11 protein-coding genes and 1 riboswitch are annotated in these 12575 nt (G+C 51.5%); of the genes, 7 read left to right on the forward strand and 4 right to left on the reverse strand.

Annotation, left to right across the window (positions count from 1 at the left end):
* Window positions 1–132: 132 nt before the first annotated feature.
* Window positions 133–1146, forward strand: a complete 1014-nt coding sequence (tsaD, locus tag M979_RS20700; RefSeq protein WP_064556239.1) for a tRNA (adenosine(37)-N6)-threonylcarbamoyltransferase complex transferase subunit TsaD — start codon at window positions 133–135, stop codon at window positions 1144–1146.
* 32 nt (window positions 1147–1178) lie between these two features.
* On the opposite strand, the gene plsY is transcribed toward tsaD, so the two are convergent.
* Window positions 1179–1796, reverse strand: coding sequence for a glycerol-3-phosphate 1-O-acyltransferase PlsY (gene plsY, locus M979_RS20705; protein WP_034460816.1), 618 nt, complete (start codon window positions 1794–1796; stop codon window positions 1179–1181).
* Between the two features lie 107 nt (window positions 1797–1903).
* On the opposite strand from plsY, the gene folB reads away from it, so the two are divergent.
* Together folB and bacA are read left to right on the forward strand one after the other, a co-directional pair.
* A complete protein-coding gene (gene folB / locus M979_RS20710; RefSeq protein WP_034460817.1) occupies window positions 1904–2272 on the forward strand; it encodes a bifunctional dihydroneopterin aldolase/7,8-dihydroneopterin epimerase in 369 nt (122 codons plus the stop codon).
* Between the two features lie 106 nt (window positions 2273–2378).
* Window positions 2379–3197, forward strand: a complete 819-nt coding sequence (bacA, locus tag M979_RS20715; RefSeq protein ID WP_064556240.1) for an undecaprenyl-diphosphate phosphatase — start codon at window positions 2379–2381, stop codon at window positions 3195–3197.
* A gap of 67 nt (window positions 3198–3264) precedes the next feature.
* Here bacA and M979_RS20720 read toward each other — a convergent pair whose 3' ends face one another.
* Window positions 3265–4518, reverse strand: a complete 1254-nt coding sequence (locus tag M979_RS20720) for a multifunctional CCA addition/repair protein (RefSeq protein ID WP_064556241.1) — start codon at window positions 4516–4518, stop codon at window positions 3265–3267.
* 60 nt (window positions 4519–4578) lie between these two features.
* The gene (locus M979_RS20725) at window positions 4579–5199 is read right to left on the reverse strand and encodes a TIGR04211 family SH3 domain-containing protein (protein WP_064516062.1); all 621 of its coding nucleotides are present in this window, start codon (window positions 5197–5199) and stop codon (window positions 4579–4581) included.
* 314 nt (window positions 5200–5513) lie between these two features.
* On the opposite strand from M979_RS20725, the gene M979_RS20730 reads away from it, so the two are divergent.
* Genes M979_RS20730 through hldE form a run of 3 tightly spaced genes read left to right on the forward strand, consistent with a single transcriptional unit; the run spans window position 5514 to window position 11178 of the window.
* The gene (locus tag M979_RS20730) at window positions 5514–6812 is read left to right on the forward strand and encodes a CYTH domain-containing protein (RefSeq protein ID WP_064556242.1); all 1299 of its coding nucleotides are present in this window, start codon (window positions 5514–5516) and stop codon (window positions 6810–6812) included.
* Window positions 6813–6842: 30 nt separating this feature from the next.
* Window positions 6843–9692: a bifunctional [glutamate--ammonia ligase]-adenylyl-L-tyrosine phosphorylase/[glutamate--ammonia-ligase] adenylyltransferase gene (gene glnE / locus M979_RS20735; protein ID WP_064556247.1), complete on the forward strand. Its 2850-nt coding sequence runs from the start codon at window positions 6843–6845 to the stop codon at window positions 9690–9692.
* A 55-nt stretch (window positions 9693–9747) separates the two neighbouring features.
* Complete coding sequence (gene hldE / locus M979_RS20740; RefSeq protein ID WP_034460822.1) at window positions 9748–11178, forward strand: bifunctional D-glycero-beta-D-manno-heptose-7-phosphate kinase/D-glycero-beta-D-manno-heptose 1-phosphate adenylyltransferase HldE; 1431 nt, start codon at window positions 9748–9750, stop codon at window positions 11176–11178.
* Window positions 11179–11221: 43 nt separating this feature from the next.
* Here hldE and ubiK read toward each other — a convergent pair whose 3' ends face one another.
* Window positions 11222–11506, reverse strand: a complete 285-nt coding sequence (gene ubiK, locus M979_RS20745; RefSeq protein WP_034460823.1) for a ubiquinone biosynthesis accessory factor UbiK — start codon at window positions 11504–11506, stop codon at window positions 11222–11224.
* Between the two features lie 125 nt (window positions 11507–11631).
* A riboswitch (FMN riboswitch) is annotated at window positions 11632–11779 on the forward strand.
* 96 nt (window positions 11780–11875) lie between these two features.
* Here ubiK and ribB point away from each other — a divergent pair.
* A complete protein-coding gene (gene ribB, locus M979_RS20750; RefSeq protein ID WP_034460824.1) occupies window positions 11876–12529 on the forward strand; it encodes a 3,4-dihydroxy-2-butanone-4-phosphate synthase in 654 nt (217 codons plus the stop codon).
* The last annotated feature ends 46 nt before the right edge of the window (window positions 12530–12575 follow it).

The raw sequence follows: 12575 nt of genomic DNA on the forward strand, positions 1-12575 counted from the left end.
ACCTGGCTTTTAAGGCCGGAATCTTCCAGGGGTGCGGATTATACACCACCTGCGCCCAGGATGTGAGCAAAGTTTTACAATAAGCGCTCAGGGGCTTAAACTTCGCCGCAAGACTTTGAGGTAGAGAACGCCATGCGTGTACTGGGTATAGAAACATCCTGTGATGAAACCGGCATCGCCATTTACGACGATGAAAAGGGTTTGTTAGCCAATCAATTGTATAGTCAGGTGAAATTGCATGCTGACTATGGCGGCGTGGTGCCGGAGCTTGCTTCCCGTGACCATGTACGCAAAACCGTGCCATTGATTCAGGCGGCTCTTAAAGAGGCTGGATTAACAGCAAAAGATATTGATGGTGTTGCCTATACCGCCGGACCAGGGCTTGTAGGAGCACTGCTTGTAGGCGCAACAATTGGCCGTTCTCTGGCGTTCGCCTGGGATGTACCCGCTGTACCGGTGCATCACATGGAAGGGCATTTATTAGCCCCAATGCTGGAAGACAATCCGCCAGAGTTCCCGTTTGTGGCACTGCTGGTTTCCGGCGGTCATACGCAGCTGATTAGTGTGACAGGCATTGGCCAATACGAGCTTCTGGGTGAATCAATTGACGACGCCGCAGGTGAAGCCTTTGATAAAACGGCCAAACTGTTGGGTCTGGATTATCCTGGTGGACCAATGTTGTCAAAAATGGCTTCTGAGGGCACTGAAGGGCGGTTTACTTTCCCACGCCCGATGACCGATCGCCCTGGTCTTGATTTCAGTTTCTCTGGTCTGAAAACATTTGCTGCGAACACTATTCGCGGCAACGAAGCAGACCCACAAACGCGTGCCGATATCGCTCGTGCTTTTGAGGATGCGGTTGTCGATACCCTGGCAATCAAGTGCAAACGTGCACTGGAGCAAACAGGCTTTAAACGTCTGGTGATGGCTGGTGGTGTGAGCGCCAACCGCACTCTGCGTGCGCGTATGGCAGAGATGATGGCTAAGCGCCGTGGCGAAGTCTTTTACGCTCGTCCTGAGTTTTGTACCGATAACGGTGCGATGATTGCCTACGCGGGTATGATTCGTTTGAAAGCAGGAACAGCGGGTGAATTAAGTGTAACAGTTCGCCCACGCTGGCCATTGGTTGAGTTACCAGCGGCCTAAAGATAACTAAGTTTTTGAAAAGGAGTGACGTATCACTCCTTTTTTTTGTCTTTATTTTTGCGCAGTTTCTTCCAGATTTTGGTTTCTTGCCCGCGCCATAAACGCTGAATATTGTCGTGATGGCGCATTAAAATCAGGCAAGAGAGCATGGCGACCGGGAAGGTGAACTGCGGTTTGAACCACCAGACATAGAACGGGGCAATCAGTGCGCTAATGATGGCACCTAGTGAGGAATAACCGCTGAGTAATACGCTCAACAGCCAGGTTCCAGCCATCACGCCGGTTAAGTCCCAGCCAATAGGGGCAATAGCGCCAAAGGCTGTAGCAACCCCTTTGCCACCATGGAAATTGAAGAAAACGGGCCAGATATGGCCAAGACAGGCAGCGATGGCGATAAGCCCAAGCCAGAAAGGTGTCACACCCAGCGCGTAAGCCGCCCAGACGGGTAACATTCCTTTGAGAACATCAAAAATGAGTACCGCTACGGCTGCACCTTTACCGCCAATTCGCAAAACATTGGTCGCACCTGGGTTGCCGGAACCATTCTCTCGCGGGTCAGGGAGACCGGCGATTCGGCAGACCAGGATGGCGCTAGAAATTGAGCCGCAAAGATACGCAAGCAGGATCATGCCAGGCGCGATTGCACTCATAACGCTGTTCCATTTTGAAAGTGTCGTTGTATTCTCTGCATCTGTGGATAATACGCATATTTCGCCAGAAGTGGTATCTGGCGTGACTAAAAACCGGGCAGGGCGTGATGGATATTGTATTTATAGAGCAACTTACTGTAATCACCACTATTGGTGTTTATGACTGGGAACAAACCATCTCCCAGAAGCTGGTATTTGATATCGAGATGGCATGGGATAATAGCCTGGCCGCCAGCAGTGATGATGTAACTCATTGTTTAAGCTATGCGGATGTCAGCGAAGCGGTAATCAGCCACGTATCTGGCGGCCGTTTTGCATTGGTAGAACGTGTTGCTGAGGAGGTTGCACAGCTTTTGTTAAGCCGCTTTAACTCACCCTGGGTGCGTTTAAAAGTCAGCAAGCCAGGTGCTGTTGCTCAGGCGACGAATGTTGGGGTCATCATCGAGCGTGGCAGTAATCTGAAAGCCAATAAATAAATTCATATTTGTTAAACCAAGTGCGTGTAACCTGGTCATAACTGTCATCTTTTCGCGGCAGACGCCGCTTTTTTTATGTTTGTTTTAGGGGTTAGAGGATTTATTAATGGGCGATCTGCATTCGTTGGTTATTGCTGCGATTCTTGGTGTCGTTGAGGGGTTAACGGAGTTTTTACCCGTCTCGTCTACCGGTCATATGATTATTGTCGGCCATCTTCTTGGATTTGAAGGTGACACCGCGAAAACATTTGAAGTGGTTATCCAGCTAGGATCGATCTTAGCCGTGGTGGTGATGTTCTGGCGTCGCTTGTTCGGGCTTATCGGTATTCATTTCGGTCGTCAGCCTCATGAAGGTACTGGAACAGGGCGTTTATCGCTGATTCATATCTTATTGGGAATGGTGCCTGCGGTTGTTCTGGGCCTGGTTTTCCATGACATGATTAAATCGTTATTTAATCCGGTAAACGTCATGTATGCACTGGTAGTAGGCGGTGTACTTCTGATTGCAGCCGAATTGTTAAAACCAAAGGTCCCGCGTGCTGAAGGAGTCGATGACATCACCTATCGTCAGGCGTTTGCTATCGGTTGCTTCCAGTGCTTAGCGTTATGGCCTGGTTTTTCACGCTCTGGTGCGACAATTTCAGGTGGAATGTTAATGGGCGTTAGCCGTTATGCAGCATCTGAGTTCTCGTTCTTACTAGCGGTGCCGATGATGATGGGTGCCACGGTGCTGGATGTGTATAAGAGCATCGGTTTCCTGAGCATTGCTGATTTGCCAATGTTTGCCGTCGGTTTTATTACCGCATTTATCGTTGCGCTGATTGCCATTAAAACCTTCCTGCAAATTATTAAACGCATCTCCTTTATCCCGTTTGCAATTTATCGCTTTGCGGTCGCAGCAGTGGTTTATTTCGTATTCTTCTAAAGTTCGTCACTGAATAACAATAAAGCCACTCATATTGAGTGGCTTTATTGTTTGTAGCAGATAGCCATCAGCTGGCAGATGGTAATGGCGTGACCAACCCCGCTTCTTTTTTCCATGCTTCCACGGCGGCAATGCGACGACGTGTTAATTCATCACGAATCGCTGGTCCGCTGAAACCATCATCAATCACTTCTTTGTTACTGACGCTTTGCGCCGCAGCCCATGCCGCACGCAGCAACCTGCCTTGAGGGTAATCACTGGCTTCAAAACCTGTTCGCCCTCGAGCATCGGCTTCACTGGTTAGCGCGACTTGTTCAACGCGCTGCGGTTTGCGCCAGGCGTCAATGGCATCGAATAATTTGACGATGGTTTTCGGTTGTAGAATAGAAATCGTATGAATCAGATCGTGATATTCGGCAACCAGTTTAGCGAGATCGCGAATTTCATTCGGTACACGCATACGCTGGCATAACCGTTCGACAAGTTTAACCCCTGCTGGGCCATGCCCATGGTGACGAGGCCAGAACTCTTTTGGTGTTAGGCCCTTACCGAGATCGTGGCATAGTGTCGCAAAGCGCACGTCAACGTCCGGGCTAAGTTGAGCGGCAATCGCCAGTGTCATCAGAACGTGAATGCCGGTGTCGATTTCCGGGTGCCATTTTTCTGGTGCGGGCACACCAAACAGCGCGTCGATTTCCGGGAACAAGACTTTCAGTGCGCCGCATTTGCGAAGCACATCGAAATAAACCTGCGGGTTACGGCTGGTGAGGGCATTTTCAGTCTCTTTCCAGACGCGCTCTGGAGTGAGGTGCTCAAGTTCACCGTTCGCCGCCATCGCAGACATCAACGCCTGAGTTTCCGGGGCAATCTGGAAATTAAGATGAGCATAACGTGCAGCAAAACGCGCAACGCGTAAAACGCGTAGCGGGTCTTCATTGAAAGCTGGCGATACATGGCGCAGCAGGCGTTTTTCGATATCGGCACGCCCGTTATACGGGTCGATAAATTCGCCGTGTTCGTCCTGGGCAATCGCGTTGATGGTTAAATCGCGGCGTAGCAAGTCCTGCTCAAGCGTGACATCAGGCGCGGCATAACAGGTAAAACCTGTATACCCCTGGCCTGATTTACGCTCCGTGCGCGCCAGTGCATATTCTTCACGTGATTCAGGGTGCAAAAAAACTGGGAAATCTTTCCCAACCTGCTGGTAACCCGCATCAAGCATCTCATGCGGTGTGGCACCAACAACCACCCAATCTTTATCTTTGACCGGTAATTTCAACAACCCATCACGTACTGCACCACCGACCAGATAAATCTTCACGCTTTAATGCCCCTGCATCCAATTACGATAATATGTAAGTGTAGGATACAGGGTTGCAGATTAGTTCATCCAGCGATCTTTCTTCTTGCGGCTTGGGATCATGTGAGGCAGCAACAGGCCAAGTAGCAGACCGAAACCAGCGACGCCACCGCCATACATAAACCACTGCATGATGATGGCGCGTTGTTTGTCATCCAACTGAACATTCGCGGCATCAACTTTCTTCTTCGCGACAATCAATTGATTTTTAAGTTGTTGATTTTCTTCTTTAAGACCGGTAATTACGCTGTCGCTTTGCGCCACTTTCTGCTGCATTTCAGCCGTGCGTTGATTCCAGGTGGTATCGATATTTGTGAGCTTGTCGGTCAGCGTTTTAACCTGGTTTTCAAGGTCCGGCACACGCGTACGCAGGCTTGGATTGGTGCTCAGTTGCGCCAATGGGATCCAGGAGGTGCGACCATTACTGTCGCGCACCTGGCCATATTTAGTTTCTTCATTGCTTTGCAGCAAGGTCACTTCTTCACCCGCATTTACGGTGCCAAGCAAGCGATAATTATCCCCAGGACCACTACGCACCCAGGTGTTCAATTCGTCAGATACATAACGTTTTTCATCGGCATGAGCCACTACAGAAACGCTAAGGGAGAGCAAAGTAAGGCAAATTAGGCGGAATTTGTGCATGATTTCGTCGTTATTGTCATAAATAGTGGAACGATAGTAGTGGCATCAGTCTGACGGTGCAATCCGTAAACCTGAATGAGAATCATCCTGGTGTGAATTTGACCAATTGCTCACAGCTTATGGCACGTCAAAATGCGCGCCACTCATGGTAATTTGGCGAAAAATATTATCTACTGACCACTATTAAGAGACTAAGTTCGCCGGATATACCCGTCATACTTAAGTTGCAGGTGTGTTGGTTGTACTCACTCACCTGCAATCCGAATTATTTAGGTATATATACCGGGTGCAACCCAACTAAAAGTACAAAGACGATGACTCAGGAAATCGAACTCAAATTTATTGTTAATCCAGCTGAGCTGGATTCTATTCGTAACACATTAAATTCGCTGGAAAGCCAGCATAGTGAACCCCGCCAGTTGCTCAACATCTATTATGAAACTGCCGACAACCAGTTGCGCCGTCATGATATGGGCTTACGTATCCGTGGCGATAATGGTCGCTATGAAATGACGATGAAAATCGCAGGCCGTGTCACTGGCGGGCTGCACCAGCGCCCCGAATATAATGTTGAGCTCAGCAAGGCTGAACTTGACCTGTCGCTGCTGCCAAAAGAAGTCTGGCCTGAAGGTCTTTCCCCGGACGATTTGCAATCCCGTTTAAACCCACTTTTCAGCACTGATTTTGCCCGCGAAAAATGGGTGGTGACCCACGGCAAAAGCCGTATCGAACTGGCGCTGGATCTCGGGGAAGTGAAAGCGGGTGATCTGGCTGAGCCACTGTGTGAGCTGGAACTGGAATTACTCGAAGGCGAAACGGCAGACGTTTTAGCTTTAGCGAAGCAGCTGGTTGCTCAACCGGGTTTACGCCAGGGTAGCCTGAGCAAAGCCGCGCGCGGATACCATTTGATGCAGGGAAATATGGAAAGAGAAATTAAGCCGTTAACGGTATTACGCGTTCCCCCGAAAGCGACGGTTGAACAAGGGCTTGAAGGTTCACTGGAACTGGCGCTTAGCCACTGGCAATACCACGAAGAGCTGTGGTTGCGTGGCAACGGCAAAGCGAAAGCACAGGTTCTGGAAGCCGTTGGCCTTGTGCGCTATGCACTGGCGTTGTTCGGCGGCATTATTCCACGCAAGGCGAGCACGCAAGTCCGTGAACTGGCCGCAACCTACGAAACGATGCTGGCTTCCGATCTCAAAGCGCAGGAACTAGCTTTTAGTGCGGAAAGTAGCCAGGCCAAACTGGCGCTGACCGAGTGGTTGGTAGGGCGTCAATGGCAGAAATTCACCGACGAAAAAGCTAACGTCAAACTGGCGGGTTCGTTTAAGCGTTTTGCGGATACCCATCTTTCGCGCCACGCCGCAGAACTGAAGGAAACTTTCCAGCGCCCGTTGGGTGACAGCTATGCTGACCAACTGCCGCGCCTGGCGCGTGAAACTGGCTCTATCCGTCTGCTGGCTGGCGTTTATGAAGATGCGAAAACGCAACCGTGGTTGGACAACTGGCAAGGGCTGCGTCACGCCATCGCAACGCGTCAGCAGGTAGAAATCGAACATTATCGTAATGAAGCTATTTCGCAGGCCCCTTTCTGGCTGCATAGCGGTAAGTAGTAACCACCGTTTCTAAGGGACACGACCATGATGTCGCAAGCGCCACTATTACAGCAGCATTTGCAGGCGGCGCTGGCGCGTCTGCCACAAGAGATTGACCGCCAGACGCTAAGCCATGAGGCCCAGGCTGTTCTGGCGTTTAGTGATTTTGTTTGCGACAGCATGGCGGCTCATCCCGCATGGCTCGAGGAATTACAGCACTCAGCGCCGCTTGCCGACGAATGGCAGCACTACGCGGTCTGGCTACAGCAAGAGTTGCAGGGGGTTGATAGTGAACCCGCGTTGATGACCGTGCTGCGCCTGTTCCGCCGTCGCATGATGGTAAGAATTGCCTGGTCGCAGGCATTGCAACAGGTGCCAACAGAAAGCTCTCTCCAGCAACTGAGTGTGCTTGCAGAAACGTTGATTATCGCCGCCCGTGACTGGCTCTATGCCGCATGCTGCCGCGAGTGGGGCACGCCGTGTAACCAGGCGGGTGTCGCACAACCGCTGATGATTCTCGGTATGGGTAAGCTTGGTGGTGGTGAGTTGAATTTCTCATCCGACATCGACCTGATTTTTGCCTGGCCGGAAAACGGTTCAACCCAGGGTGGGCGCCGTGAACTGGATAACGCCCAATTCTTCACCCGCCTTGGCCAGCGCCTGATCAAAGTCCTCGATCAACCGACGCAAGACGGCTTTGTTTATCGCGTCGATATGCGTCTGCGCCCGTTCGGGGATAGTGGCCCGTTGGTGGTGAGCTACGCCGCATTAGAAGATTATTACCAGGAACAAGGGCGTGACTGGGAACGCTACGCGATGGTTAAAGCTCGTATCATGGGCGATAACGACGATGTGTGGAGCCAGGAGCTGCGCAACATGCTGCGTCCTTTTGTCTTCCGCCGTTACATCGATTTCAGTGTGATCCAATCGCTGCGAAATATGAAAGGGATGATCGCCCGCGAAGTGCGTCGGCGTGGGCTGACCGACAACATCAAACTCGGCGCGGGCGGCATTCGTGAAACCGAGTTTATTGTCCAGGTATTCCAACTGATTCGTGGTGGGCGCGAGCCCTCTTTGCAGTCACGATCGTTGCTGCCGACCCTTGAAGCTATTGAGCATTTGCACCTGCTGCCAGAAGGCGATGCCGTCAAATTGAATGAGGCCTATTTATATCTTCGCCGCCTCGAAAACCTGCTGCAAAGCATCAATGACGAACAAACTCAGACTCTGCCAGGCGATGAGCTGAACCGTGCTCGCCTGGCGTGGGGCATGAACGCGCAAAGCTGGGATGAACTGCAAGAAACGCTGCAACAACATATGAATGCTGTGCGCCAGGTATTTAACGAGCTCATTGGCGACGATGAACCGGAACCGGGTGAAGATACACTCGCGCAAGCGTGGCGTGAGCTGTGGCAGGACGCGCTGGACGCTGATGCGAATACACCTGTGCTGGAGCATTTAACGCCGCAAGCGCGTGGTGAAGTACTCCGCCTGGTGAGTGATTTCCGCCAGGATACCGACAAGCGAACTATCGGGCCGCGTGGACGACAGGTGCTGGATCAACTAATGCCACGTTTGCTGTGCGAGGCCTGTTCCCGCAGCGATGCGCCATTACCATTGTCCCGTTTAACGCCGCTGTTGCTCGGCATTGTCACACGCACCACCTATCTTGAGCTGCTGACGGAATATCCGGGAGCACTTAAGCACCTGATAACGCTATGTGCCGCGTCTCCGATGATTGCCAGCCAACTGGCACGTTATCCGCTGTTGCTTGATGAACTGCTCGACCCAAATACCCTTTACCAACCGACCGCCACCGATGCCTATCGTGATGAACTGCGCCAGTATTTGCTGCGCGTTCCTGATGATGATGAAGAACAACAGCTGGAAGCGTTGCGCCAGTTTAAACAAGCGCAGCTGTTACGCGTGGCGGCGGCTGACATTACAGGCACATTGCCGGTAATGAAAGTCAGTGACCATCTGACCTGGCTTGCCGAAGCGATGATCGATGCGGTCGTGCAGCAAGCCTGGGCGCAAATGGTCTTGCGATACGGCCAGCCAAAACACTTGCAGAGCCGCGAAGGACGTGGGTTTGCTGTCGTTGGTTATGGCAAACTCGGCGGCTGGGAACTGGGCTACAGTTCCGATTTGGATCTTGTCTTCCTGCACGATTGCCCGTCGGATGTGATGACAGATGGCGAACGTGAAATCGACGGTCGCCAGTTCTACTTGCGCCTCGCACAACGCATCATGCACTTGTTCAGTACCCGAACGTCATCGGGCATTTTGTATGAAGTCGATGCGCGTTTACGTCCTTCTGGAGCAGCTGGAATGCTGGTGACCACCACCGAGGCTTTCGCTGATTATCAGCAAAACGAAGCCTGGACCTGGGAGCATCAGGCCCTGGTACGTGCGCGTATTGTCTATGGCGATCCGCTGCTAAAGCAGGAGTTCGATGCGATTCGTCGCAATATTTTATGTGTGCCGCGTGAAGGTGAAAAACTCCAGACCGAAGTGCGTGAAATGCGTGAGAAAATGCGCGCGCACATGGGTGGAAAAACGCGTGAACGCTTTGATATTAAAGCCGATGAAGGTGGTATCACCGATATCGAATTTATCACGCAATATCTGGTGTTACGTTATGCGTCACAGTCCCCAAAATTGACGCGTTGGTCTGACAATGTGCGCATTCTGGAATTAATGGCGCAAAACGACATCATGAGTGATGACGAAGTGAAAGCGCTGACGCATGCTTATGTCACGTTGCGCGATGAACTTCATCACCTGGCATTGCAAGAACTGCCTGGAAACGTGGCAATGGATACATTTACCCAAGAGCGCGAGCAGGTATTGAAAAGCTGGCAAACGTGGCTGAGTGAGCCGCAAACACGCGCGTAAGATTAATTGTGATATTATCCGCGACAAAATTTTATCCCTCTCTGGAGAGTCAGGAATGAAAGTAACGCTGCCCGAATACAGCCGTGCAGGCGTCATGGTAGTTGGTGATGTGATGCTGGATCGCTACTGGTATGGCCCTACGAGCCGCATCTCCCCGGAAGCTCCGGTGCCAGTGGTGAAAGTCGATAATATTGAAGAACGCCCTGGCGGCGCGGCTAACGTGGCAATGAATATTGCTTCGCTGGGTGCAAATTCTCGCCTGGTGGGTCTGACGGGCATCGACGATGCTGCGCGGGCACTCAGCCAGACGCTGGCGGGAGTTAACGTTAAGTGCGATTTCGTTTCGGTCCCGACTCATCCGACAATCACCAAACTGCGTGTACTTTCCCGCAACCAACAGCTGATTCGCCTTGATTTCGAAGAAGGCTTTGAAGGCGTTGATCCGGAACCTTTGCATGAGCGTATTAGCCAGGCGCTGCCACATATTGGCGCGTTAGTACTTTCTGACTACGCAAAAGGTGCGTTAGCAACTGTTCAGCACATGATTAGCCTTGCGCGGGCGGCCAATGTGCCAGTGCTGATTGATCCAAAAGGCACGGACTTCAATCGTTATCGCGGTGCTACGTTGTTGACGCCAAACCTCTCTGAATTTGAAGCGGTTGTTGGCAAGTGTAAGAACGACGAAGAGCTGGTAGAACGTGGTATGAAGCTTATCGCTGAATACGATCTTTCCGCATTGCTGATTACTCGTTCCGAACACGGTATGACACTGCTTCAGCCTGGTATCGAGCCATTCCATCTGCCGACTCAGGCACAGGAAGTTTACGATGTGACTGGTGCGGGTGATACGGTAATTGGTGTGTTAGCTGCAACGCTTGCTGCGGGTAATTCACTGGAGGAAGCGTGCTACTTTGCCAATGCGGCAGCAGGCGTGGTTGTTGGTAAACTGGGTACTTCCACCGTTTCGCCAATTGAGCTGGAAAACGCTGTACGTGGCCGTGCTGACTCAGGCTTTGGCGTTATGACCGAAGCTGAGTTGAAAGTAGCTGTTGCAAACGCCCGTAAGCGCGGTGAGAAAGTCGTGATGACCAATGGCGTATTCGACATCCTCCATGCAGGCCACGTTTCGTATCTGGCGAATGCGCGTAAGCTTGGCGACCGTTTAATTGTGGCCGCTAACAGCGACGCCTCCACCAAACGCCTTAAAGGCGAAACTCGCCCGGTAAACCCGCAGGATCAACGCATGATCGTGCTGGCAGCGCTGGAAGCCGTGGACTGGGTGGTGTTGTTTGAAGAAGACACGCCGCAACGCTTGATCGGCGAGATCTTGCCTGATTTGTTGGTCAAAGGTGGCGATTACAAACCGGATGATATTGCCGGGAGTAAAGAGGTCTGGGCCAACGGTGGTGAAGTGATGGTGCTGAATTTTGAAGATGGTTGTTCGACGACAAACATCATTAAGAAGATTCAAAGCCACGAGGCATAATCTGTTGTGAATAATTGAAAACGCCCCAAATTCGGGGCGTTTTTTACATCTGCGGTTCGGTCGGCGGAACCACTTCTGGTGCCTGAACGCTACGATTCTCAAGCTCAGTCAGACGCTGTTCCAGCAATGCCAGTTTTTCACGGGTGCGCAGCAGCACCTGAGTCTGTACGTCAAATTCTTCACGGCTTACCAGATCAAGACGGGTTAACTGAGACTGCAAAACCTGACGCACTTTCTTCTCAACATCATCCCCGAATTCACGAATCCCTTTCGGCATTGACTCGTGGACCTGGCGTGCGATCTGTTCAATTTTTTTCGGGTCAATCATAGCGGCTTCCATAATCTTACGGGATTGGTCTGCCTTAATTGTAATGCCTGCACGACTGGTTAGAAACCCGAAATGTTATAAGGTTTGCCGTTGCCAGAGAAAATCATCGGCGTTATAGTAAGTCTGCTTATTCTCAGGGCGGGGTGTAACTCCCCACCGGCGGTAAATCAGCGAACGCTGAAAGCCCGCGAGCGCTCCAGAGCACTCTGGAGGTCAGCAGATCCGGTGTAATTCCGGAGCCGACGGTTATAGTCCGGATGGGAGAGAGTAACGACTAAGCTCAAGCTTTTAAGCCTGCTCACGTTATTTTTTTAGCTCCTAAGACTGCCCTGATTCTGGTAACCATAATTTTAATGAGGTTTTTTTACCATGAATCAGACGCTCCTTTCTGCATTTGGCACCCCTACACAGCGCGTAGAACACGCTCTTGAAGCACTACGTGAAGGCCGCGGGGTTATGGTTCTTGACGATGAAGATCGCGAGAACGAAGGCGACATGATTTTCCCTGCGGAAACCATGACCGTTGAGCAAATGGCGCTGACCATTCGCCACGGTAGCGGTATTGTTTGCCTGTGCCTGACTGAAGAACGCCGTAAACAACTCGAGTTGCCAATGATGGTTGAGAACAACACCAGTGCTTATGGCACTGGGTTTACTGTGACTATCGAAGCTGCAACCGGTGTAACTACGGGTGTTTCTGCTGCAGACCGTATTACTACCGTGCGTGCCGCGATCGCTGATGGCGCAAAACCAAGCGACCTGAACCGCCCGGGCCATGTGTTCCCGCTGCGCGCTCAGCCTGGTGGCGTGTTAACTCGTGGTGGCCACACTGAAGCCACTATCGATTTGGTTACTCTTGCTGGATTCAAACCTGCGGGTGTGCTGTGCGAACTGACCAACGACGATGGCAGCATGGCGCGCGCGCCAGAGTGCATCACCTTTGCTCGCCAGCACAACATGGCTGTTGTGACGATTGAAGACCTGGTGGAATACCGCCAGTCTCACGAACGCAAAGCTAGCTAAAAAGTAAAAAGCCCGGTTTTTAGACCGGGCTTTTTTTTAAGTATTT

The sequence above is a fragment of the Buttiauxella noackiae ATCC 51607 genome, assembly GCF_001654865.1.
GTDB classification, from domain to species: Bacteria; Pseudomonadota; Gammaproteobacteria; order Enterobacterales; family Enterobacteriaceae; genus Buttiauxella; species Buttiauxella noackiae.